General features: G+C 70.0%; 18 protein-coding genes. 6 read left to right on the forward strand and 12 right to left on the reverse strand.

Features of this window, described 5'->3' with window-relative positions; all coding sequences use genetic code 11:
* The 4 genes from QWY76_RS01105 to QWY76_RS01120 form a co-directional block, all read right to left on the reverse strand.
* Positions 1-1,579 (reverse strand): tRNA(Met) cytidine acetyltransferase TmcA domain-containing protein (locus QWY76_RS01105; RefSeq protein ID WP_290309272.1); only part of this gene is annotated, 1,579 nt, incomplete at its 3' end.
* A gap of 38 nt (positions 1,580-1,617) precedes the next feature.
* On the reverse strand, positions 1,618-2,982 hold the full coding sequence (locus QWY76_RS01110) for a TRAP transporter large permease (RefSeq protein ID WP_290309273.1): 1,365 nt from the start codon (positions 2,980-2,982) through the stop codon (positions 1,618-1,620).
* A complete protein-coding gene (locus QWY76_RS01115; protein ID WP_290309274.1) occupies positions 2,982-3,611 on the reverse strand; it encodes a TRAP transporter small permease subunit in 630 nt (209 codons plus the stop codon). The genes QWY76_RS01110 and QWY76_RS01115 overlap by 1 nt, the downstream gene beginning before the upstream one ends.
* 119 nt (positions 3,612-3,730) lie before the next feature.
* Positions 3,731-4,807, reverse strand: coding sequence for a TRAP transporter substrate-binding protein (locus tag QWY76_RS01120; RefSeq protein ID WP_290309275.1), 1,077 nt, complete (start codon positions 4,805-4,807; stop codon positions 3,731-3,733).
* Positions 4,808-5,714: 907 nt separating this feature from the next.
* Between QWY76_RS01120 and QWY76_RS01125 the strand changes: the two genes are divergently transcribed.
* Positions 5,715-7,427, forward strand: coding sequence for an ABC transporter permease (locus tag QWY76_RS01125; RefSeq protein WP_435388918.1), 1,713 nt, complete (start codon positions 5,715-5,717; stop codon positions 7,425-7,427).
* Here QWY76_RS01125 and QWY76_RS01130 read toward each other — a convergent pair.
* Complete coding sequence (locus QWY76_RS01130) at positions 7,314-8,507, reverse strand: ABC transporter ATP-binding protein (protein WP_290309276.1); 1,194 nt, start codon at positions 8,505-8,507, stop codon at positions 7,314-7,316. The two genes, QWY76_RS01125 and QWY76_RS01130, sit on opposite strands and share 114 nt — an antisense overlap.
* 241 nt (positions 8,508-8,748) lie before the next feature.
* On the opposite strand from QWY76_RS01130, the gene QWY76_RS01135 reads away from it, so the two are divergent.
* Positions 8,749-9,777: a Fe(3+) ABC transporter substrate-binding protein gene (locus QWY76_RS01135; protein ID WP_290309277.1), complete on the forward strand. Its 1,029-nt coding sequence runs from the start codon at positions 8,749-8,751 to the stop codon at positions 9,775-9,777.
* A 388-nt stretch (positions 9,778-10,165) separates the two neighbouring features.
* Here the strand turns inward: QWY76_RS01135 and QWY76_RS01140 are convergent, their stop codons facing one another.
* From QWY76_RS01140 to QWY76_RS01150, 3 genes are read right to left on the reverse strand one after another with little or no spacing between them, the layout of a single operon-like run.
* Entirely contained in the window at positions 10,166-10,879 is a 714-nt protein-coding gene (locus QWY76_RS01140; protein WP_290309278.1) for a sulfite exporter TauE/SafE family protein, read from the reverse strand.
* Positions 10,872-12,332 carry an amidohydrolase family protein gene (locus tag QWY76_RS01145; protein ID WP_290309279.1) on the reverse strand — a complete coding sequence of 487 codons (1,461 nt, stop codon included), beginning with the start codon at positions 12,330-12,332 and terminating at the stop codon, positions 10,872-10,874. Before QWY76_RS01145 ends, QWY76_RS01140 begins: the two co-directional genes overlap by 8 nt.
* Positions 12,333-12,336: 4 nt before the next feature.
* The gene (locus QWY76_RS01150) at positions 12,337-13,722 is read right to left on the reverse strand and encodes a uracil-xanthine permease family protein (protein WP_290309280.1); all 1,386 of its coding nucleotides are present in this window, start codon (positions 13,720-13,722) and stop codon (positions 12,337-12,339) included.
* A 127-nt stretch (positions 13,723-13,849) separates the two neighbouring features.
* Between QWY76_RS01150 and QWY76_RS01155 the strand changes: the two genes are divergently transcribed.
* Complete coding sequence (locus tag QWY76_RS01155) at positions 13,850-14,761, forward strand: LysR family transcriptional regulator (protein WP_290309281.1); 912 nt, start codon at positions 13,850-13,852, stop codon at positions 14,759-14,761.
* 46 nt (positions 14,762-14,807) lie between these two features.
* Here QWY76_RS01155 and polA read toward each other — a convergent pair whose 3' ends face one another.
* Entirely contained in the window at positions 14,808-17,576 is a 2,769-nt protein-coding gene (gene polA / locus QWY76_RS01160; protein ID WP_290309282.1) for a DNA polymerase I, read from the reverse strand.
* A gap of 163 nt (positions 17,577-17,739) precedes the next feature.
* Here polA and QWY76_RS01165 point away from each other — a divergent pair, with 163 nt between their 5' ends.
* The 3 genes from QWY76_RS01165 to speA all read left to right on the forward strand — a co-directional run bounded on the left by QWY76_RS01165 (position 17,740) and on the right by speA (position 21,024).
* Positions 17,740-18,033: a DUF2782 domain-containing protein gene (locus tag QWY76_RS01165; RefSeq protein ID WP_290309283.1), complete on the forward strand. Its 294-nt coding sequence runs from the start codon at positions 17,740-17,742 to the stop codon at positions 18,031-18,033.
* 112 nt (positions 18,034-18,145) lie between these two features.
* Entirely contained in the window at positions 18,146-19,105 is a 960-nt protein-coding gene (locus QWY76_RS01170; protein ID WP_290309284.1) for a homoserine kinase, read from the forward strand.
* Positions 19,102-21,024: a biosynthetic arginine decarboxylase gene (speA, locus tag QWY76_RS01175; protein WP_290309285.1), complete on the forward strand. Its 1,923-nt coding sequence runs from the start codon at positions 19,102-19,104 to the stop codon at positions 21,022-21,024. The genes QWY76_RS01170 and speA overlap by 4 nt, the downstream gene beginning before the upstream one ends.
* Before the next feature lie 76 nt (positions 21,025-21,100).
* On the opposite strand, the gene QWY76_RS01180 is transcribed toward speA, so the two are convergent.
* The 3 genes from QWY76_RS01180 to tal all read right to left on the reverse strand — a co-directional run bounded on the left by QWY76_RS01180 (position 21,101) and on the right by tal (position 23,988).
* Entirely contained in the window at positions 21,101-21,766 is a 666-nt protein-coding gene (locus tag QWY76_RS01180) for a fumarylacetoacetate hydrolase family protein (protein WP_290309286.1), read from the reverse strand.
* A 76-nt stretch (positions 21,767-21,842) separates the two neighbouring features.
* Complete coding sequence (gene thpD, locus QWY76_RS01185) at positions 21,843-22,841, reverse strand: ectoine hydroxylase (RefSeq protein WP_290309287.1); 999 nt, start codon at positions 22,839-22,841, stop codon at positions 21,843-21,845.
* 190 nt (positions 22,842-23,031) lie between these two features.
* Complete coding sequence (gene tal / locus QWY76_RS01190) at positions 23,032-23,988, reverse strand: transaldolase (protein WP_290309288.1); 957 nt, start codon at positions 23,986-23,988, stop codon at positions 23,032-23,034.
* Positions 23,989-24,006: the final 18 nt, after the last annotated feature.

Consider the following 24,006-nt stretch of genomic DNA (forward strand, 5'->3'; position numbering starts at 1 on the left):
CCGGGTGCACGGCGATGCGCAGCACCCGGCGCAACCGAGCGGTCAGCGCCGCCCGCTCGCCGGCGTGGGCGGCGAGCGACTGGGCGAGCAGGTGCCCCCGGGGGCGTCGCTCGCCCCGGGCCACCCGCTCGGCGAGCCCCGCCGCGAAGCCGCCCTCGTCGCCGCTCACCACCACGCCCCGGGGCCCACGGTCGTCCTCGAGGGTGGCGATGCGGGTCCCGGGGGCGTCCAGCAGGCGCCGCAGGTCGCTCGGCGTGGTGCGGTAGTGGGCCTGCACCAGCAGGCCGAACAGGGCCCGCAGGCGCGCCTCGTCATGGGCCAGGGCATCGCGGTCCGCCTCCTGCCAGCGCGGCGCCCCGTCGCCGGGGGCCACGGGCTCGGCATCGAGCATCAACAGCCGCGCGGTCAGCGCCTCCAGGGGGTCCTGCTCGGCCCAGCGGATCGGCGCGCCCAGCCGCCACTCGCGCCATTCCGGCGTCAGCCGCTCCAGTCGCTCGCGGAAGCGCAGTGCGAAGCCGCGCCCCGCTCCCTCGTAGCCATGCACCGTGGTGGCGAAGGCGATCCGCGGAAAGGCCTCGAGCCACTGGCCGAGCAGGCCGGCGGGAATCGCCGCGGCCTCGTCGACCAGCAGGCGGGTCCCCGGGCCACCGGCCTCGCCGCGCTCGACCCGGGCGCTGAGCGCGTCGGGGGCCAGGAAGGTCAGCGTCGCGGCACCGAGCCGGAAGCACTGGCCCTCGTGGCGCCCCTCCGGGCAGAGCGCGACGAGCCGCTCGAAGAGCCCCGCCACCGCCGCGGGTCGCGGCGCCGTGACCAGCAGCTCCGGCTCGCCCCGCGCCAGCAGGCGGGCGCAGGCGATCCCCAGGGCGGCGGTCTTGCCGCGCCCTCGGTCGGCGGTGAGCACCAGCGGCCGGCGGCGGCGCAGTCGCACGAGCCGCGCCACGGCCTCGGCCTGATCGCCGGTCAGGCAGTCGGGATCGGCCGGCGGTGGCGGGAGGGCCGGCGCCGGCGGCCAGGCCGGGAGCACGAGCGGCCCGTCGGCGGGCCAGCGCATGGCCTCGGGGGCCGCGGCCAGCAGCCGGGCCAGGCGCGCGAGGTAACGGGCCTCGAGCTGCTCGGCCCGCCAGGGGTGCTCGGCCAGGCGGACGTAGTCGGCGTCGGGGCGAGCACCCCAGTCCTCGGGGGTGAGCAGCACCAGCAGCCCCCCGCCGCGCAGGGTGCCGGACAGCGCCCCGAAGGCGTCGGGATCGAAGCCCGCCTCCGGCGACACCGCCTCGACGATGACCAGGTCGTGCTCGCCGCCCAGCCGGGTGCGCGCCTTGGCCGTGGGCAGGGGGACGATGCCGTCCGCCTGCAGCGTCGCCAGCGCCGGGCCCAGCCACAGGGGCGCCCGCCAGGACCGGGCGCGCCACAGGGCGAGGCCCCGGGCCAGCGCCTGCCCGGCGGCGGCCGGCACCCACAGCAGGGCACGCTGACGGCGACGCGCCAGCGCGTCCGCCGCGGCCAGCAGCCGGGCGATGGTGTCGGAATCGGAACGGACTGAAGCCGCCCCGGGGACGGCTTCAGGTGGTCGGGAGGCCAAGGCGCATGCCCTCGACGTCAGGATGTCGTCAAAGCATCTCAGCCATAGGCCACGCTGGGCAACCAGGTAGCGATCTGCGGCAGCATGAAGACCAGGGCCAGGGCCAGCAGCTGGATGATGATGTAGGGCATCACGCCGCGGTAGATGTCGGTTGCCTTGATCTCCGGCGGTGCCACCCCCTTGATGTAGAACAGCGCGAAGCCCACCGGCGGCGTCAGGAAGGACGTCTGCAGGCACATCGCGAAGAGGATGGTGAACCACACCAGGTCGAAGCCGAGCCCATCCACCACCGGCGCGACCAGCGGCAGGATGATCAGGGTGATCTCGACCCAGTCGAGGAAGAAGCCCAGCAGGAAGACCGCGAACAGGATCACCAGCACCACGCCGCTGGGGCCCAGGGGCAGGCCGAGCAGCGCATCCTCGATGACCTGGTCACCGCCCAGGCCGCGCAGCACCACGGAGAAGGCGGTCGCGCCCAGGAAGATGGCGAAGATGAAGGCCGAGGTGCGGGTGGTCTGGTACAGCGACTCGCGCATCACCGGCAGGGTCAGTCGTCCCGACAGCAGGGCCAGCAGCAGGGCGCCCAGGGCGCCGACGCCCGACGCCTCGGTCGGCGTGGCCACGCCGGCGAAGATCGAGCCGAGCACGCCGAGGATCAGGGCGGCGGTGGGGATCACCGCGACGATCACGTCCCAGATCACCCGCGGGCCGATCGCCGGGAGGTTCTCCGGAGCCGGGGCGACCTGCGGCTGCAGCATCGGACGGCCGATGGCATAGACCACGTACATGGCGCCCAGCATCAGGCCGGGGAAGAAGGCCCCCATGAAGAGATCGCCCACCGAGGCCTCCGGCACCGCCAGGCGGTCGGCCATCAGCACCAGCATGATGGAGGGCGGAATCAGGATGCCCAGGGTGCCGGTGGCGCAGGCGGTACCCACGGCAAAGCCCTTGTCGTACTTGTTCTCCATCATCACCGGCAGCGAGAGCATGCCGAGCAGCACCACCGAGGCGCCGATGATGCCGGTGGTGGCCGCCAGCAGCACGCCGATGACGATGACGGTGACGGCATAGCCGCCGCGTACCGCGCCGAACAGCTTGACCATGTTGTTCATCAGCCGCTCGGCGATGCCGGACTGGTCCAGCATGATGCCCATGAAGATGAACATGGGTAGCGCCACCAGGGTTTCGCTTTCCACCAGCCCCCAGACCCGCTCGGGGATCAGCCCCATCGAGGAGCGGTAGTCGAACCAGAGGTCGGCGCCGAAGCTGTCGACGGCGACCACGCCGATCACCGTCCAGACGAAGGCCGTGCCGCCCAGCACCCAGGCGACGGGAAAACCGCTCATCAGCAGCACGCCGAAGGTGGCGAACATGCCGATGACGAAGATCGCTTCAAGAGACATCAGGATGCTTCCCCTTTGGCGTTGTCGGTGGCGATGGGCTTGGGAAAGCCGAACAGCAGGGCCGTCACGCGCAGCAGGCGCGACAGGGCCGCGAGGATCAGCAGGGCAAAGGAGAGCGCCACCGTGGCCTTGAGGATCCAGCGATGCGGCAGGCCCGCGGGGGCCTGGCTGGTCTCGCCCTGGGCGAAGGAGCTCATGGCATAGGGCGCCATCTCGTAGAGGGCGATGCCGAGAAACGGCAACAGCAGCAGCAGGATGCCGAGCAGCTCGATCCAGCCCTGGGCCCGCAGGCTCAGGCGCTCGTGGATGACATCGACGCGCACGTGGTCATCGGTGGCGAGGGTATAGGCGAGGCCGAGCAGCCAGGCGGCACCGGCGATGTGCCACTGCCATTCCTCGAGGGTGACCGAGCCCCGGCCGAAGGCATAGCGCCCGACCACGGCCCAGATGATCACCGCCACCACGACCAGCCAGAACCACGAGGCCACCTTGCCGATCACCGTGAGCAGGCCGTCGACGCCGAGGCTGAGGCGGGTCTGGGGCAGCTCGGTATGGTGGTGGATGAGCTCCTCCACATCGGAGGGCGCCACCCCATGGCGCTCGGGGGGTTCTCGATCAGACTCCGTCATGGATATCCCTCAGGCCGAACGAGGCCCTTTGTCACGGGCCCCGGCATTGTCATGTCAGTTGGCCGGCACGCCGGCCGGCCATCTGGCCGATGCCCCGGCCCGGAGGCCGGGGGAGCCGATCACTCCTCGCCGCTCTCCGGCGCGGTCAGCTCGGGAGACAGGTAGGCACGCTGGTCCCACACGGAGTAGCTCTCCTGGAATTCCTGCTGGCTCTCGTAGACGCGACGGAAGTCCTCGTCGTTGGCCGCCTCCTCGGCCAGCACCTCGTCGGTGACGTCCTTCAGCTCCCGCAGCACCTCGTCGGGGATCTGCTGGGCGGTGACGCCGCCCTCCTGGAAGCCGGCCAGCACCTCGCCGTTCTTGTACTCGCCCTCGGCGAGACCGCGGGTGACGGCGGCGGTACAGGAGGCCTCGACCAGGGCCTTCTGGGAGGCGTTGGTGCGCTCCCACTCGTCCTTGTTGATCAGCATGTACTGGGCGGTGAACGGCTGGTGCCAGCCCGGGAAGAGGTTGTACTTCACCACCTGGTCGAAGCCGAGGATCTGGTCGATGGCCGGCATGGAGAACTCGGTGGCGTCGATGGTGCCCTTCTCCAGCGCCTGGAAGAGCTCGCCCCCGGGCAGCATGGTGACGGAGGCACCGAGCCGCTCGAGCACCTTGCCGCCGAGGCCGGCGAAGCGGATCTTCAGGCCCCTGTAGTCATCGAGGCTGGTGATCTCCTCGGAGTACCAGCCGGCGGTTTCCGGCCCGATGATGCCGCACAGCTGGGCGTGCACGTCGAAGCCCTTGTTGGCATAGACCTCCTGCAGCATCTCGTGGCCACCGCCGTAGTAGTACCAGCCGGTGAAGGCCCAGGGCTTGAGGCCGAAGGGCACGGCGGCGAACAGCGGCACGGCCGGTACCTTGCCCTGGTCGTAGCCGATCCAGGTGTATCCCGCCTGGACCTTGCCATCGGAGACGGACTGCAGGATGTCGAAGGCCGGCACCAGCTCGCCCGGCTCGTAGACGCGCACCTCGATGGAGCCGTCGGAGGCGGTGGTCAGGTTGTCGGCGACCCAGGCCGCCGGCGAGCCGAGCCCCGGCAGGTTGGTCGAGAAGGCCGTCGGCATGCGCCAGCGCAGGTCGTCGGCGACAGCGGAGCCGGTGACGAGGGCGAGCGCGCCGGCGCAGCCGGCCATGGTCTTGACGAGTTTCATTGGTGAAGTCTCCATGCTGTTGTTGTGTTGCTTCAGCTTCTGCACGTCCCACCCATCGGCAACACGAGGTGAGAATCATCCGGCCGCCCAGGCGGGACCAGGCGATCTACCTGAGCCAGTGTAGGTCTGCTTCATCGGCAGCGACCAACGACGCCAAGTGACGCTATAGCGCGGCTCACGCCTTTTCAACTACGGTAAATTGGTCTGACCAAAATCGAGAGCCGCGCCGCGGGAGGCGACGCTGCCGTGCCAGCGGCCGGACGCCGCGGCCTCGACGGTAAGCGCATGGCGTGAATAGGAAAAAAGATCGCCTCGAGATCCAGCGCCGGCGGCGGGGTCGCAAGGCGGGCGGACACCCTGTGCGACCAATGGATGAGCGTCGGCGACCGGGCGAGAGGCATTCCCGAGGGCGGAGCGGGACACGTCGGAGCAGCATCCGGCCGAGAGCGGCACCGTCACCCGGCCCCCCCCATCGGCGAGCGCCTGGGTGGCGCCCGGAGCGAGGCCTCTACCAAGCCTGGCGAATGTCATTGTCAGCATCTCCGCATATCCCGTCGGGACCGGGATCGACAGCTTCAGCCTAGGAGCGCCGAGGCGCGATTGAAACGGCCGTGTAATCGCGCAGATTCAACGCAAGGGTTAGCGCCCCCAAGGGGTTAGACGACGGACCCATGTCGCGGAAAGCGCCGGCCTGCCTCGCCCGCTTCCGTCCCCTCCCGGCATCGCCACGCGCGATACCCTCGACTCGGCGTCCGTCCCTCCTTGGTAGCACCGCGAGATGACAATCCCGCGTCGGCCGGCGCCACCGGCGGGGAAGCTGCAGGCCGGATCACCAGCTGATAGTATTCTCGCCTGCATTCTGGTCGCATTCCGCCGGCTCACGCCCGCCACCGGAAGGAGTCAATCCTTGTCCAATCCCGCCAGCCCAAGGCCGTCTTCGCTCGCGCGGCGCCTGTCGCTGCGCTTCAACACCTGGAGCGCCCTGACCATCGGCATCGCCCTGGTCGTGGCCCTGCCGGTGCTGGTGATCCTGGCGCATATCGCCATGCCGGCCGGCGGCATCTGGCAGCACCTGGCCAGCACGGTCCTCGCGCGCTATCTCGCCAACACCCTGTTCCTGGTGGCCGCGGTGGGCATCGGCACCTTCGTGATCGGCACCGGCACGGCCTGGCTGGTGGTGATGTGCCGCTTTCCCGGGCGCAAGCTGTTCGAATGGGCACTGTTGCTGCCACTGGCGGTGCCCACCTACGTGATCGCCTATGCCTACACCGACTTCCTGCAGTACGCCGGCCCGCTGCAGAGCTGGCTGCGCGAGACCTTCGACTGGGGGCATGGCGACTACGTCTTCCCCGACGTGCGCTCCCTGGGCGGCGCCGCGACCCTGATCACGCTGGTGCTCTACCCCTACGTCTACATGCTGGCCCGGGCGGCCTTCCTGGAGCAGTCGGTGTGCGTGCTGGACGTGGGCCGCACCCTGGGGCGCGGCCCCTGGCGGCTGTTCACCAGCGTGGCGATCCCGCTGGCGCGACCGGCGATCGTCGGTGGCGTATCGCTGGCCCTGATGGAGACCCTCAACGAGTTCGGCGCCGTGCAGTACTTCGGCGTCGACACCTTCACCACCGGCATCTACCGCACCTGGTTCGGCATGGGCGAACAGGTCGCCGCCGCCCAGTTGGCGGCCTGCCTGCTGGCCTTCGTGATCGTCTTCGTGCTGCTGGAACGCTGGTCCCGGGGCAAGCGGCGCTACTTCCACACCTCGAGCCGCTACCAGCAGCTTCCCGAGTTCCGGCTCCGCGGCTGGCGGGGCCTGGCGGCCTGCCTGGCCTGCCTGACGCCGGTGATGGTGGGCTTTTTGATCCCCAGCGGCCTGCTGGGCTATCTCTCGGTGCGCGGGGGGGATTCGCTGTTCGGTGCCCAGTTCCTGGAGTTCGCCGGCAACAGCCTGCTGCTGGCGGCGCTGGCCGCGCTGGTCGCCGTGGGGCTGGCCCTGGTGCTCAGCTACGGGGCGCGCCTGCACCCGGGGCCCGTGACCCGCACCGCCACCCGCGTCGCCGCCATGGGCTATGCCGTGCCCGGCTCGGTGGTGGCGGTGGGCATCCTGATTCCCTTCGCCTGGCTGGACGACACCATCAACGGCCTGCTGCGCGAGCACTACGGGGTGATCGCCGGGCTGATCTTCAGCGGCTCGGCCTTCATCCTGATCTACGCCTACGTGGTGCGCTTCCTGGCGGTGTCCTTCAATGCCCTGGAGGCGAGTCTCGGCAAGGTGACGCCGAGCATGGACGCGGCGGCCCGCACCCTGGGTCAGACCGCCGGCGGCACCCTGCGCCGGGTGCATACGCCGATCATGCGCGGCAGCCTGCTGGCCGCCGGCATCCTGGTGTTCGTCGACGTCATGAAGGAGCTGCCGGCGACCATCATCCTGCGCCCCTTCGACTTCGACACCCTGGCGGTGCGGGCCCACAACCTGGCCACGGACGAGCGCCTCGCCGAGGCCTCCACCGCCTCACTGACCATCGTGGCCGTAGGCATAATCCCGGTGATCCTGCTCAGCCTCGCCATGCGCGGCTCCCGTCCCGGCAGCCGCGCCCGGGTCGGCCGGAAAGACGAAGACCTGTGACGGATCCAGCCGGAGCGTGACCGGCTGCCCCTCGTCGGGCAGGAAGACGCCGGGCACCCGGGCGTGCAGGTGGGATTCTAGCCCCCCCCCGGCGTGGGCGCAGATGTGCAGCAGGCTGCAGCGCCCCAGCAGCTTGGCCATGATCACGTGGCTGTGGTGATCGGCCGGGGGCTCGTCGAGGGCCACCACCCGCAGGGCCTCGGGGCGGATCATCACCCTCACCCGTGCCCCTTCCGGCAGCCCGGCCGCCATGACTTCCCCCACCGGCGTGTCCACCCGGCCCTGGCGCACCACGCCCTCCAGCTCGTTGACCTCGCCGAAGAAGGTGACCACGAAGGGGTCCACCGGGGCACAGTAGAGCTCCCGCGGCGTGCCCATCTGGACGATATGGCCATCGCGCATCAGGGCGATGCGATCGGCCATGAACATCGCCTCTTCCGGATCATGGGTCACCAGCAGCGCCCCCGACCCGACCCGCTTCAGCACATGCAGGGTGTCGTCGCGGATGCGGTCACGCAGCCGGGCATCGAGGCTCGAGAAGGGCTCGTCCAGCAGCATCAGCTGGGGGGCCGGGGCCAGCGCCCGGGCCAGGGCCACGCGCTGCTGCTGGCCACCCGACAGGGTGTGCGGGTAGCTCTCGACGAAGCGCCCCATGCCCAGCTGGTCGAGCAGCTCCATGGCACGCCGGCGGCGCTGGCGGCCCGGCAGGGACTCCAGGCCGAAGGTGACGTTCTCCAGCACGCTGAGATGAGGAAACAGCGCCGAGTCCTGGAAGGCCAGGCCCACGTTGCGCTTCTCCGGCGGCACATGGGCGCGGCCGGGGCGGCCGATCGCCTGGCCGTTGAGATCCACCCGGCCCTGCTGCAGGACCTCGAGGCCGGCGACGATGCGCAGCAGCGTGGTCTTGCCGCAGCCCGACGGCCCGAGCAGGCAGACGACCTCGCCCTGGCGCACCTCCAGGCCGACATCCTCCACGGCCAGGTGATGGCCGTAGGCATGACGGATATTGTGCATGGCGAGCACCGGGGCCTGGCCCGGCGCGACCTGTCCCGCGGTGGACAGTGGCGGTTGGCTGGTCATAGGCACCATCGGATCGGCCCAGTGAGAAATGGGCGTACATGGTAACGCGAAAGCTTCGTAAAGACGTTGCACTTTTCCGCGCCTGCCGAGCCACACCCGCCCGAGGCCCGACGTTGACCCAGATCAGTGCCCCCCATCGCCGCAGTTGACGCCGACCGGGCCAGGCGCTTCAATGGCTCGACATAATGCAACGCATTCTCATTCTAGATCACATCCCGTTCACCCTCCCACGAGGTTCTCGATGACCCAGCACCGCCGTCTCGTCCTGCCGCTCGCCGCCCTGCTGGCCGGTGCGGCCTTCGTCACCCAGGCCTCGGCCGATGAAGTGAACATCTACTCGGCCCGCCACTACGACTCGGACCAGGCGCTCTACGACGCCTTCACCGAGCAGACCGGCATCGAGGTCAACATCCTCGAGGGCGGCTCCGACCAGCTCATCCAGCGCATCACGCGCGAGGGCCAGGCCAGCCCGGCCGACGTGATGATGACCGTGGATGCCGGTCGCCTGTGGCGCGCCGAGCAGGAGGACATCTTCGCGGGGGTCGAGTCCGAGGTGCTGGCCGAGCGCCTGCCCGAGGCCATGCGCCACCCCGAGGGCAAGTGGTTCGGTTTCAGCCAGCGCGTGCGGGCCATCTTCTACAACCCCGAGGCGATCGGCGCCGACGAGATCGCCGACTACGAGGACCTCGCCGACCCGCGCTTCGAGGGCGAGGTCTGCATCCGCTCCTCGAACAACATCTACAACCAGTCCCTGCTGGCCTCGATGATCGCCCACCACGGCGAGGAAGGCGCCGAGCAGTGGGCCCAGGGCGTGGTCGACAACTTCGCGCGCCAGCCCGAGGGCGGCGACACCGACCAGATCCTCGGCGTGGCCAGCGGCGAGTGCGACCTGGCCGTGGCCAACCACTACTACTACGTGCGCATGCTGACCTCCGACGACGACGCCACCCGCGAGGCCGCCGAGAAGGTGCAGATCCTGTTTCCCAACCAGGACGGCCGCGGCGTCCACGTCAACATCGGCGGCGCCGGCATGGTCAAGGGCGCGCCCCACCCGGACAATGCCGTGCGCTTCCTGGAGTTCCTGGCCTCCGACCAGGCCCAGGAAATCTTCGCCGCCGGCAACCACGAGTTCCCGGTCGTCGACGGGGTGGAGATCGACGCGGTGCTCGCCGATTGGGGCGACTTCAAGCGCGACGACCTGAACGTCAGCGTGCTGGGCGAGAACAACCCGCAGGCGGTGCGGATCTTCGATCGCGTCGGCTGGCGGTAAGCCGTCTCATGGCGGGAGCCGGACCCTGGTAGCGGTGGATCAGCGCCCGCGCCTCCGCCAGCTTGCAGGCTCGACCTCCGTCATGCGCCGATAGCGAGAGGCCCGCGGCAGTGCCGCGGGTCTCTCGTGTTCCGCCGCCAACATCGGGAGGCCCCGACTAGGGAAGCGCTGATTTATGTCGCGAGCGATGAGAGGCTGGTCGCTGCCGGAACGGTACTCGCAGCGAAGCGGAGAGAACGTCCGAAGGACGGCCCCGCAGGGGCGAGAAGCCGTAGGCTTCGAGTCAACACCGGAATTTACAAGGCAGTAAATGAGGATGTTGACCGGGCTCGCGCGCGAGTACCGCCGGCGGCCAGGATATCGAGCGCAGCAATAAATCAGTGTCTCCCTAGCGCGGGATCATCAGCACCACGCCAGAGACCAGTGCGAACATCAGGACCCCCTGACGCAGTCGGCGGGCATCGAGACGGTGGTGCATGGCGCGGCTGGCGACGCTACCGACGAGCAGCGGCACCACCAGGTAGAGCGACCACATCAACTGATCCTGCTGGACCCTGCCCGCCGCGGCCAGGATCGCCAGTGAGACCAGCTCCCCCACCAGGAAACAGCAGGCGATGGTCGAGCGCAATTCCGGCCCGGGGCGGTGCTGGTAGAGCAGCGCCAGCGGCGGGCCACCGACGCCGGTGGCAGTCTCGGTCACCCCGGTGACCAGCCCCACCGAGGCGCAGGCCCCGGCCCGGGGACGGAAGACCGGGGCGAACAGTGCGGCGAGCACGGCGATCACCGTGGAGGCGCCGATCAGCTGGTTGAGGCCATTGGTGCTCATGATCAGCAGGATCCCCAGTCCCAGGAAGGTCCCCGGCAGGCGCCCCACCCCGATCCAGGCCGTGCCCCGCCAGTCGATGGCCTCACGCTCGCGCAGCGCCACGTAGAGGTTGAGCGGCAGCATCAGCACCAGCAGGGCGACCGGCAGCAGGTCGGGACGCAGGAAGCCCATCACCGGAGCGACGATCAGCGCGAAGCCGATGCCGATTGCCCCCTGCATGAAGGCGGCGATGCCGGTGGACACGGCCAGGGTGGCGAAGACGACGAGCTCACTCATGGGGCGACCGCCCCTCCCCGGCCCGCCGGGATTCCACGAGGTGGGCGCGATGCGCCGCGGAGGTCGGATGGACCCGCTGGATCGGCGCGCGCTCCACCGCGGCACCGGCCGCCTCCCGCACCTCGCGCAGCAGCGCCCGGGCATCCCAGTCGACCGGCCAGCCCTGCCACAGGCGCAGCCGGCCGTTGGTGAAGACCGCGTCGATCTGGTCGCGATTGGCGTAGCGCACCAGCTCCCAGGGCCGATCCCAGGACGGCGTCATCTCCGGGATGTCGAGATCCACCAGCAGGAAGTCGGCGGCCAGGCCCGGGGCGATCGCCCCGGTCACGCCCGAAAGCCCCACGGCATCGGCGCCGGTGCGGGTAGCGTGCTCGAGCCACAGCCAGCCGCCGCCGCAGGAGGAATCGCCGCTGGCCAGCCCGAAGGCCAGGCGCTGGCTGGTCTCGGCGGCATCGAGCAGCCGGAAGGCGTCGCTGCGCGTGCCATCGGTGCCCAGCCCGAAGCGAATGCCCTGGGCCGCCATCTGCAAGGCCGGCGCCACGGCGTTGCCCTTCCAGCTGCTGGCCACCGGGTTGAAGGCCACCGCGGTGCCGGTATCGCGCAACAGGTTGAGTTCCCAGGGCGTCACCAGGGTGGCGTGCGCGACCAGGGTCTGCGGGCCTAGGGCGCCGACGGCATGCAGGTGCTCCAGCGGTCGCTGTCCCCGGGCCACCAGGGAGCGCTCGACGGCCTGCAGGTGCTCGTTGACGTGGGTCTGGAAGATGGCCCCGCCCTCGGCACACAGCGCCGCGGCGTCGCGCAACATGGCATCGCTGCCGACTTCGGGGATCGACACCGCCAGCGACGGATGGACCAGCGCATGGCCCGCCCAGTCCGCCAGGTGGCGCTCGGCGGCGCGGCGGATCGCCCCGCCATCCGGGCGGTCACCGCCCAGGTCGTTGCAGATGAAGCCCAGCACGCAGCGCAGGCCGGTCTCCTCGGCGGCACCGGCGATGCCGGCGAGCTCCGCCGAGGCCCGGGTGCCGGCGTCCACGGCGGTGGTGAAGCCGCCGCGCAACGCCTCCAGGGCGGCGAGCTTGGTCGAGAGATGCAGCAGCCGCTCGTCCAGGCTGCCCTCCAGCGGCACCCAGATGCGCTTGAAGATCTCCGAGGGCTCGCCGAACACGAGCGACTTGCCGAGCGACTGGGTCAGGTGGTGATGGGCGTCGATGAACCCCGGCATCAGCAGCTTGCCGGGGAGCTCGAGGGGGGGGAGCTGCGGATGACGGGCGAGCAGCTCCCGGCGGTCGCCGACCTCGGCGAAGCGGCCGTCCGCCACCAGCACCGCCTGGTCGCGGGCGCAGCCCCCCTCCAGCAGAACTTCCTCGGGCAGCAGCAGGAGCGTCTCGGCGGCGAAGGCCGCCGGGGTGAGGGCCGGCGTCGTGCCGGCGCGGTTCCGTGATGAAGGCGTCATACGATTACTTTCCCTTGATCTCTTGGCTGGGGAGCTCGGCATCCCGGGGCACGGGGGCATCCGCACGGCGGCCGAGGTGATGGAACAGGAGGTTGACGATCACCGCGGTCAGGGTGCCCATCGCCAGGCCATTGCCGAGGATGATCTGCAGGTGCTCGGGGAAGGTGCTGTAGAAGCCGGGCACCAGGATGGGCAGCAGGCCCATGGCCAGCGCGGAGGCCAGGGTGAACATGTTGCCGTGCTCGTTGAGGTCGACCCGGCGCAGGATGTTGATGCCCATCACCCCGATGATGGCGAAGACGATGACCGCGGTCCCCGCCACCACGGCGGTGGGCAGCAGCGACGCCAGCCGGCCGAGCGGGGCGAACAGGCCGAGCACCACCAGGATCAGGCCGGCGGCGACGGTGACGTAGCGCGACCGCACCCCGGTGGCGCGGACGATGCCGATGTTCTCGCCGCTGGTGATGATCAGCGAGGTCCCGAAGCAGCCGCCGATCAGCGAGCCCAGGGCGTCGGCGCGGATGTTGCGCGGCACCAGGGCGCGCGAGTCGCCGCTCTTCTCGACGATCTCGGCGGTGGCCATGGTCTGGCCGGTGGCCTCGGTCATCGACACCACACTGAAGATGATCAGCGGCAGGGAGGCGAAGAGGTCGAACGTGGGCATGCCGAAGGGGAACAGCGACGGGAAGGCCACCACCGGGCCGGAGAGCACGCCGTCGAACTCCATGAGGCCGAATACCGCGCTGAGCGCCGCGCCGGTGAGCAGCCCCAGCATCACCGCGATGCGCTGCAGCATGCCGGTGAAGATCCGGGCGCAGACCACGATGGCCGCCATGGTGCCCAGTGCCAGGGCGATGGCCGGCAGGTTGGCGAATTCCGGCGTGCCTGCCTGCCCGGTGATCAGGCCACCGAAGATGCGCACCAGGTTGATGGCGACCAGCAGCAGCATGGTGCCGATCACGATGGGCGGAAAGAACTTCAGCACCCGGGTGAAGAAGGGCAACGCCAGGAAGTAGAACAGCCCGGTGAGGATCACCGCGCCGGTGGCCGTCTGCAGGTCGGTGGCCTGGGCGATGGTCAGGAAGATCACCAGGGGCGCGCCGCCCGGGACCTGCACGAAGGGCAGGCGGGCGCCGATGCCGAAGGGGCCGAAGGACTGCAGCAGGGTGCCCAGGCCGCAGACCAGGAAGGTGGCGCTCATCAGGGCGACCATGACGTCGTTGCCGAAGCCCATCGCCTGGCCGACCAGGAAGACGGCGGTGATCGGCGCGGCGGCCATCACCAGCACGTGCTGCACGCCGAACAGCAGCATGGAGGGTAGCGGCAGCTTCTGGTCGACCGGTTCGACACGGGGATCGCGTGAGCCGAGTGGCTCGTGGGGAGTGCTCATGGCAGGGAGCCTCGCTTGTTGTTGTGGAGGTAGTTTCAAGCTAGCGCCGCCCAACCGTACTGGTCCATAATAATGTTTCGCTCATTTCGTTGCCTAAAAGGCAACATATATGCCTCGGGAGACGGCCATGCACCTACTGCTCACGGGATTGCGCTACTTCGAGGAGGTCGCCCGTCAGGGCTCGCTGCGCAAGGCGGCGGAGCGGCTGCATGTCGCCGCCTCGGCGGTGAATCGCCAGATCCTCAAGCTGGAGGACGAGTTGGGCGTGCCGCTGTTCGAGCGGCTGCCACGCGGCCTGCGGCTCTCCCCGGCGGGCGAGCTGATGCTCGCCCAGATCCGCCAGTGGCAGCGCGACGAGCGCCATCTGCTGGAGACCCTCGGCGATATCCGCGGCACCGGCTGCGCCGAGGTGCGCATCGCCACCGTCGAGTCGCTGACCGATGAGGTCCTGCCCAGGCTGCTAGGCCGCTTCGGCGAGCGCTTCCCGCGGGTCCGCTTCGCGCTGCGCACCGGTTTGACCGAGGCCATTCTCGAGGAGGTCGCCACCGGCGAGGCCGACATCGGCATCTGCATGAACCCGCACCCGACGCCTCGGATCCGCTTCATCGAATCGGTGGAGCTGGGCTTCGGGGCGGTCGTCGCCCCCTCCCACCCCCTGGCCGAGCGGCCGGACGTGGGCCTGGACGACTGCCGCGACTATCCGGCTATCCTGCCGGATGCCGAGATGTTCCGCGGCTCGACCCTGGAGCGGGTACTGGCCCAGTCCGATATCGAGCTCTCGCCGCTGGCCGGCTGCAACCGCATCCTGGCAATCAAGTCGCTGGCCCGGGCTGGGCTGGGGGTGGCCTTCCTCAACGAGCTCGACGTCGCCCGCGAGCTGGCCCATGGCGAGCTGGTGTTCAAGCCGTTGCGGGAGCCGCGCATCGACGGCGCGCGGCTGGTGCTGTGCGGCGCCGCGGGGCGCACCCTGCCGCTGGCGGTGGAGGTCCTGGTGGAGGAGTTGAGCGTGGCGATCCGGGCACTGGCGCCCCGGGGATGAACAAGGCCCGCGGCGTGGCGCGGGCCTTGTCGTGGGCGGGGCCGGCCTAGTGCGCCTCGTCCCAGTTGGCGCCGCTCTCGGCCTCGACGATCAGCGCCACGTCGAGCTCGGCGGCGGCCTGCATATGGCCCTTCACCTGCTCGATGAAGGTCTCGACCTCGCTGTCCTTGACCTCGAAGACCAGCTCGTCGTGGACCTGCATGACCATCATGGCGTCGATGGTCTCGCGCTCCAGCCAGCCGTCGACATCGATCATCGCCCGCTTGATGATGTCCGCCGCGGTGCCCTGCATGGGGGCGTTGATGGCGGTCCGCTCGGCACCCTGGCGGCGCGCCCGGTTCTGGGAGTGGATCTCGGGCAGGTAGAGGCGCCGGCCGAACACCGTCTCGACGAACCCGTCATCGGCCGCCTGGGCACGAATCCGTTCCATGTAGCGGGCCACGCCGGGATAGCGGTCGAAATAGCGGTCGATATAGGTCTGCGCCTGGTTGCGGTCGATGTGCAGCTGGCGTCCCAGCCCCCAGGCGCTCATGCCGTAGATCAGCCCGAAGTTGATGGCCTTGGCGCTGCGGCGCTGTTCGCCGGAGACCTTGTCGAGTGCCACGCCGAACACCTCGGCGGCGGTGGCGGCGTGGATGTCGCGGCCCTCGGCGAAGGCCGCGAGCAGCCCCTTGTCGCCGGACAGGTGCGCCATGATGCGCAGCTCGATCTGCGAGTAGTCGGCGGCGACGATGCGATAGCCGGGCCGGGCGACGAAGGCCTGGCGGATGCGCCGGCCTTCCTCGGTGCGGATCGGGATGTTCTGCAGGTTGGGGTCGGAGGACGACAGCCGGCCGGTGGCGGTGACCGCCTGGTGATAGCTGGTGTGCAGCCGTCCGGTGGCCTTGTTGACCAGCCTGGGCAGCTTGTCGGTATAGGTGGAGCGCAGCTTGGAGAGGCCACGGTGCTCCATGATCACCTTGGGCAGCGGGTAGTCCAGCGCCAGCTCCTCGAGCACCGCCTCGGCGGTGGACGGCGCGCCCTTGGGGGTCTTCTTGATCACCGGGATCTGCTGTTCCTCGAAGAGGATCTGGCCGAGCTGCTTGGGCGAACCGAGGTTGAACTCGCGCCCGGCAAGCTCATAGGCCTTCTCCTCCAGTTCGCCGATGCGCTTGCCGAGCTCGCGGCTCTGGGTATGCAGGCGCTCGGCGTCGAGCGCCACGCCGCCCCGCTCCATGCGCGACAGCACCCGGATCAGCGGCCGCTCGAGGGTGTCGAGGACCTCGGCCAGGCGCCCCTCGGCCTCGACCCGGGGGCGCAGCTCGCGGTGCAGGCGCAGGGTGATGTCGACGTCCTCGCAGGCATAGGGCGCGGCCTGCTCCAGGGCGACCTGGTTGAAGGTCAGCTGCTTGGCGCCCTTGCCGGCGATCTCCTCGAAGCTCACCGTCTTCTCGCCCAGGTACTTGAGCGCCAGCGAGTCCATGTCATGGCGGGTGGCGGTGGAATCGAGCACGTAGGACTCGAGCATGGTGTCGTCCAGGGCGCCTTGGACCTCGAAGCCGTGCCGGCCCAGCACCGAGATGTCGTACTTGAGGTTCTGGCCGACCTTGGCCTTGCCGGCATCGGCCCACAGCGGGCGCAGGGCCTCGAGCACCGCCCGGCGGTCGAGCTGCGCCGGGGCGTCCAGGTAGTCGTGGGCCAGCGGGATATAGGCGGCCTCCCCCGGCTCGAGCGCCAGCCCCACGCCGACGATCTCGGCCTCCATGTAGTCGAGGCTGGTGGTCTCCAGGTCGAAACAGAAGGCCTCGGCGTCCGCGAGCCGCGCCAGCCAGTCGTCCAGCTCGGCCTGCTCGAGGATCACGCTGTCCTGGCGGTCGGCGCTGCCGCGTTCGCCGCCCTCGCCGCTGTCGCCTGCCGGGGTCGCGCTGCCGCCGGCCACGTCGTCGACGCCCTCGTCGCTGCCCTCGAGCAGCTCGGAGAGCCAGGCCCGGAACTCCAGGCGGCGGTAGAGCTCGAGCAGGGCCTCCCGGTCGGGGTGGGCGATGTCCAGGTCGTCGAGTCCCACCGGCAGGTCGCAGTCGGTCTTGATGGTGGCGAGCTCAAAGGACAGGAAGGCCTGGTCGCGGTGCTCCTCGAGCTTCCTGGGCAGCGTCTTGGCGCCGCGAAAGCCCAGCGTCTTGACCTTCTCCAGGTCGGCATAGACGGTCTCGAGGCCGCCCTCCATGCCCTGCAGCAGGCCCAGGGCGGTCTTCTCGCCGACCCCCTGCACGCCGGGGATGTTGTCGACCTTGTCGCCCATCAGCGCCAGGAAGTCGATGATCCGCTCCGGCGGCAGGCCGAACTTCTCCTCCACCCCGGCCACGTCCAGGGTCTCGTCCTTCATGGTGTTGACCAGGGTGATGTGCTCGTTGACCAGCTGGGCCATGTCCTTGTCGCCGGTGGAGATCACCGCGTCCCGGCCGGCCTCGGTGGCCCGCCTGGCCAGGGTGCCGATGACGTCATCGGCCTCCACGCCCTCGATGCACAGCAGCGGCAGCCCGAGCGCCTTCACGCACTCGTGGAGCGGCGCGACCTGGGAGCGCAGGTCGTCCGGCATGGGCGGCCGCTGCGCCTTGTACTGCGCATAGAGGTCATCGCGGAAGGTCTTGCCCGGCGCATCGAAGACCACCGCCATGGGGCTGTCGGGGTAGTCCTTGATCAGCCGCTTGAGCATGTTGAGCACGCCCTTGATGGCACCGGTGGGCTGGCCGTCCGAGGTGGTCAGTGGCGGCAGGGCATGGAAGGCGCGGTAGAGGTAGGAGGAACCGTCGACGAGTACGATGGGGGTGTCGGCCATGTATCGGCATCCCTTGAGGTCTGGGCGGAAGTCAATGTCGGGGCTGAAAGCCTGATCCTGGTCACCCATGATACGCATAGGCGGCAGCGTTTGCCCCGGGAAGGTGGGCCTCGTCACGCCAAGGACTTACACTGGGGACACATCCCGTGGCCCAGGAGGACCCATGATGCCCATCCCTCGCCTGCTCTCCGCGCTGCTGGTCGGCGCCTGCCTGAGCGCCGCCGCGGTACCGGTGCTGGCCCAGTCCAGTGGCGACGTCGAGCCCGACATCACCATCCGCCAGGAGGAAGACCGCACCATCCGCGAGTACCGGGTCAACGGCGAGCTGTATGCCATCGAGATCCGGCCCTCGGCGGGCCCCTCCTACTACCTGGTCGACCACGACGGCGACGGCAACTTCGAGCGCCAGCAAGGGGACCGCATCGCCGTGCCCCAGTGGGTGATCAAGCGCTTCTGACCCCGCCGCCAGGGGCCCTGCCGCCGACCGGCGGGCCCCGCTCCATCCGGTTCGTGCATCGCGGCGACAAGCCGCTACAATAGGCGGCTTGGCATTCCCGGGCGAGAGACACATGGCCGTATTCACACCGCTTACCGACTCCCAGGTCGCGGATTTCCTGAGTCGCTTCGATGCCGGCTCGCTGGTTTCCCTCGAGGGCGTGCCCGCCGGCACCGAGAACAGCACCTTCTTCGTCACCACCGACCGTCGCGAGCTGGTGCTGACCCTGTTCGAGCAGGGCGAGCACGAGGAGCTGCCGTTCTTCGTCGAGCTGCTCGACTACCTCGACGAGCACCGCCTGCCGGTGCCGGGCCCCCTCCACGACCGTGACGGCGTCGCCCTGCACAGCCTGGCCGACAAGCCGGCGCTGCTGTTCCCGCGGCTGCCGGGCAAGCACCCTCGCGACCCGAACCTGGCCCAGTGCCGGGCCCTGGGCGATGCCCTGGGCCGCATGCACCGGGTCTCGCAGCACTTCCCCGGCACTCGGCCCAACCCGCGTGACCTGCATTGGCTGCTGCCGATGCACCACAAGGTCCTGGTCTATCTCTCGCCGGAGGACCAGACCCTGATGAAGGACGAGGTGGAGATCTACCAGGGCTTCTTCCACGAGTCCCCCGAGCTGCCCCAGGGGGCGCTCCACGGCGACCTGTTCCGCGACAACACCCTGTTCGACGGCGACCGGCTGGGCGGGCTGATCGACTTCTACAACGGCTGCACCGGCGACCTGCTGTTCGACCTGGCCATCGTCATCAACGACTGGGCCACCGAGCCCGATGGCCGCCTCGACCCGGCGCGCTACGAGGCCATCCTCACCGCCTACCAGGCCCGCCGCCCGCTGGTGCCGGCCGAGCGGGAGGCCTGGGCGATGATGCTGCGCCTGACGGCACTACGCTACTGGCTGTCCCGGCTACTGGTGGTCTACGTGGACCCGCCGGCCCACGACCTCACCCCCCACGACCCGGAGCAGTTCCGCACCGTGCTGCGGCGGCGCATCGAGGAAGGCGCCCTGCCGCTGCCCGAGGCCCGGCCATGAGCCTGGCGATGGGCAGCGCCGCGGGCCCCGCCCACCGCGCCCGGCACACCTGGAACATCGACCAGTGGGGCAGCGGCTACTTCGACGTGGACGACGACGGCCAGGCCCTGGTGCGCCCGCTCGGCGGCGAGACCGACGGCCCCTCGCTGCCGCTGGCCCCGCTGATCGCCCGGTTGCGCCAGGCCGGGCTGCGCCTGCCGGTGCTGATCCGCTTCACCGACATCCTCCACGACCGGGTCGAGCAGCTGTGTGCCGCCTTCGACGGCGCCATGGGCGAGGAAGGCTTCACGGGCGGCTACACCGCGGTCTACCCGATCAAGGTCAACCAGCAGCGTCGGGTGGTCGAGGAGATACTGGCCACCCAGGAGCGCGGCCACGGCCGGGTCGGCCTCGAGGCCGGCAGCAAGCCCGAGCTGCTCGCGGTGCTGGCGCTGTCCGGCGACGGCCCCTCGCTGATCGTCTGCAACGGCTACAAGGACCGCGAGTACATCCGCCTGGCGCTGATGGGCGAGAAGCTCGGCCACCGCGTCTACCTGGTGGTGGAGAAGCTCTCCGAGTTGCCGCTGATCCTCGAGGAGGCCGACCGGCTCGGCGTCACCCCGCGGATCGGCCTGCGTGCCCGGCTGGCCTCGGTGGGCAAGGGCAAGTGGCAGAACACCGGCGGCGAGAAGTCCAAGTTCGGCCTCACCGCCGGGCAGATCCAGGCCGTGGTGGCCCGTCTCGCGGAGGCCGACGCCCTGGCCAGCCTGCAGCTGGTGCATTTCCACCTCGGCTCGCAGATCGCCAACATCCGCGACATCCAGCGCGGCCTGCGCGAGTGCGCGCGCTTCTACCAGAGCCTGCTGGCGCTGGGCGTCCCGGTGGACACCGTGGACGTGGGCGGCGGGCTCGGCATCGACTACGAGGGCACCCGCTCGCGCAGCTTCTGCTCGATCAACTACTCGATGCGCGAGTATGCGCGTAACGTGGTCACGGCCTTCGCCCAGGTGTGCGCGGCCGAGGGCCTGCCCCACCCCCACCTGATCAGCGAGTCCGGCCGGGCGCTGACCGCCCACCACGCCGTGCTGGTCACCAACGTGATCGGCGAGGAGCGCGTCGACACCCAGCCGCCGCCGCCCCGGGTCGAGGGCGATCCCCAGGTGGACGAGCTGTGGCGGGTCCACGACGAGCTTCAGGCCATGCACGACCCGCGTGGCCTGGTCGAGGCCTGGCACGACCTGGTGCAGGCCATCGGCGAGCTGCAGGAGCGCTTCGTCATGGGCCTGGCCGGCCTCGAGACCCGCGCCGAGGGCGAGGGGGTCTATGCCGCCGCCTGCGCCCGGCTGCGCGAGCGCCTCGATCCACGCAACCGCGCCCACCGCGAGATCCACGACGAACTGGCCGAGAAGCTGGCCGACAAGCTGTTCGTCAACTTCTCGCTGTTCCAGTCGGTGCCGGACGTCTGGGGCATCGACCAGATCTTCCCGGTGCTGCCGCTGGCCGGCCTGGACCGCGAGCCCACGCGACGGGCGGTGATCCAGGACATCACCTGCGACAGCGACGGGCGCATCGACGGCTACGTGGATGGCCAGGGGGTAGAGACCACCCTGCCGCTGCCCGAGTGGCGGGAGGGCGAGGAGCGCCTGATGGGCTTCTTCCTGGTGGGGGCCTACCAGGAAATCCTCGGCGACCTGCATAACCTGTTCGGCGACACCGACTCGGTGGACGCCGCCCTTGACGACGCCGGCGAGTGGCGCTTCGACCACGTGCGCCGCGGCGACCGGGTCGCCGACGTGCTGGGCTATGTGGACTTCGATGCCGATACGCTGCGCCGCCGGCTGGCCGAGCAGCTCGCCGCCAGCGGCCTGGCCAGCGACGACCAGGCACGCTTCCTCGACGACCTCTCCGACGGCCTCGAGGGCTACACCTACCTGGAGTGACCCCGCGCCCGCGACCGACACGACAGGGCCCCGCCGGCATCGCCGGCGGGGCCCTGTCACGTCGGGGACCTCCCGGTCAGTCCACGACGCGGGTGGTCACCACCATGCCGTCGACCAGTTCCAGGCGCAGCTCGGCGCCGCGCGGCAGCTTGCCGACCCCGGCGGGCGTGCCGGTGAGCACCACGTCCCCCGGTGCCAGGGTGAAGTGGCGGCTCATCTCGGCGACCAGCTCCGGCACCGGGAACAGCATGTCCGCGCCCCGGCCATGCTGGCGGGTCTCGCCGTCCACCGTCAGGGTGAACTCCAGGCCGCTCCAGTTGGGCGCCGCCTCGAGGGGCAGGAAGGCCGACAACGGGCAGGCGCCATCGAAGGCCTTGGCCACCTCCCAGGGCTGGCCCTTCTCCTTGAGTTCCGCCTGGACGGCACGCAGAGTCAGGTCCAGGGCCAGGCCGATGCCGACGATGGCCCGCTCCGCCTCCTCGGCGGAGGCATGGGTCAGCGGGTGACCGATGAGCAGCGCCAGCTCGGTCTCGTAGTGCACATCGTCCCGCTCGGAGGGGGCGGCGATGGGCGATTCGAGGTTCACGGCGCTGGTGGCCGGCTTGATGAACAGCAGCGGCTCGTTGGGCACCGGGTTGTCGAGCTCCCGGGCGTGTTCGGCGTAGTTGCGGCCGACACAGACGATCTTGCCCAACGGTTCCGGGAAGGCCTGACCATCGGTGAAACGGGGGACGAAGCGCATTCCTGTCGACTCCTTGTTCGGGGATGCCCGCGGACGGGTGGCAGTGCCACCAGTCTACTCCCCCCGCCGGCCCGCGTCAGGCGTCCGCCGACCAGTCCTCGTCGGGCGCATGGGCCAGGAACCGGGGACGACGCTTGCTCGCCGCATAGGGCTCGACGCAGCGGTTGTCGCGGCGGTTGTAGACGAAGAAGACGTTGCTGCGCGGGTCCGGCGACATGTTGGCATTGGAGCCGTGCAGGGTGTTGCAGTCGAACAGCAGCAGGCCGCCGGCCGCGCCGGTGGGTGCCTCGATGCCATGCCGGTCGATCAGCCGGCGCAGCGCCTCGCGGCTCGGCACGCCGAATTCCTGGGTCTTGAGCGATTGCTGGTGGTGGTCCTCCGGCGTCTCGCCGAGGCAGGGCACGAACACCCGATGGGAGCCGGGCACCAGCATCAGCGGGCCATTGAAGGCGTGGTTGTCGGTCAGCACGAGGGAGGCGCTCACCGCATGCATGGCCGGCATGCCGTCCTCGGCGTGCCAGGTCTCGAAGTCGGAATGCCAGTTGAAGCCCTTGCCCTCGAAGCCGGGCTTGTAGTTGATGCGGGACTGATGGATATAGGGTTCGCCGCCGAGGATCTGCCGGGCACGACCCATCAGCCGCTCGTCGTTGGCCAGGCGGCCGAAGAGTCGCGACAGGAAGTGCACGGCGAACAGCGAGCGGATCTCGTTGCCCTGGGGCTCGGTGATGCTGAAGTCACGGCCCTGGAAGTCGTCGCGGGCCATCAGGGCGGACAGTTCCCGGCGCAGTGCGTCGAGCTCCTCGCCGGCCAGGAAATCCGGCTCGAAGAGGAAACCGCGCCGCTCGAAGGTGTCGAGCTGCTCGGCGCTGAGCGGCCCCTCCCGGTCGCGGCCCTTGACCACCGGCTCCTGGCGGTTGAGCCAGGGCAGGTCGAGGGCCTCGGCGAGGCGGGTCGGATAGGGATCCTCCCCGGGCCGCGGCGCGCTGCGCACCCGGCTCTGGGGATCGGGGGAATCGATGACGGTATGGGCTTTCGCCTGTTCCAGCGGTCGGTTGGACGATGTCTGCACTGACATCCAATCACCTCCTTGCGTCGTGATCAGTTTCAGATTCGATCTCGATCCGACGGCGGTCAGCCGCACGGCGGGGTCCGGCGTGGACCCGCGACGGAGAGGTGGTGACGGCCGGGCGGGGTTTCAAGGCCCCTCCCGCGGGGCAAGGCCGCTGCCGCGCGGCTCCCCCGTGGGGCGGGCCGGCGGCAGGCATTCAGCGGCTCGCCAGCCGCTCGGCGATGAGCGCCTCGAGGCGCTGCTGGTCCTCGGCGAAGCGACGGATGCCCTCGGCCAGCTTGTCGTTGGCCATGGCATCCTGGTTGTGACCCCAGCGGAACTCGGCCTCGCTGAGCGGTGCCGGCCGTGCACCACCGCCTTCGATGGTCACCTGGCGGGTCACCTCGCCCTCGGCGTCGGCCAGCTCCTCGAGCAGCGCCGGCGAGATGGTCAGCCGCGGGCAGCCGGCCAGCGCCAGCACCTGCCCGGTGTTGCGGAAGCTGGCGCCCATCACCACGGTGTCGAAGCCGCCCTCGCCGACCCGCCGGCAGACCTGCCGCACGAACTGCACGCCGGGGTCGCTGTCGGGGGTAAAGTCCTGGCCGGTCGCCTGCTTGTACCAGTCGGTGACCCGGCCGACGAAGGGCGAGACCAGGAACACCCCGGCATCGAAGCAGGCCTGGGCCTGGGCCTCGCTGAACAGCAGGGTCAGGTTGCAGTGGATGCCTTCCCGCTCCAGTCGCTCGGCGGCGCGGATGCCCTCCCAGGTCGAGGCCAGCTTGATCAGCACGCGATCCGGCGAGACGCCGCGCCTGTCGTAGAGCGCGATCAGCTCGTGGGCCTTGCGGATGCTGGCCTCGGTGTCGAAGGACAGCCTGGCGGCCACCTCGGTGGACACCCGGCCGGGGATCAGCTTGGCGATCTCGCTGCCCTTGGCCACGGCGAGGCGGTCCACGGCATGATCGATCCGGGCCTGAGGGTCGCTGGTCTCGGCCTTCACGGCCGCCAGCTCCGCCTCGATCAGCGGCTGGTACTCGTCGAGGTCGAAGGCCTTGAGGATCAGCGAGGGATTGGTGGTGGCGTCGTGGGGCCGGTAGCGGCGGATGGCGTCCAGGTCGCCGGTATCGGCGACCACCAGGGAGAGCGACTTGAGGGCATCGAGTTGGGATGGCATGGCGGACTCCGTCAGTCA

The sequence above is a fragment of the Halomonas maura genome (assembly GCF_030409305.1).
GTDB classification, from domain to species: domain Bacteria; phylum Pseudomonadota; class Gammaproteobacteria; order Pseudomonadales; family Halomonadaceae; genus Halomonas; species Halomonas maura.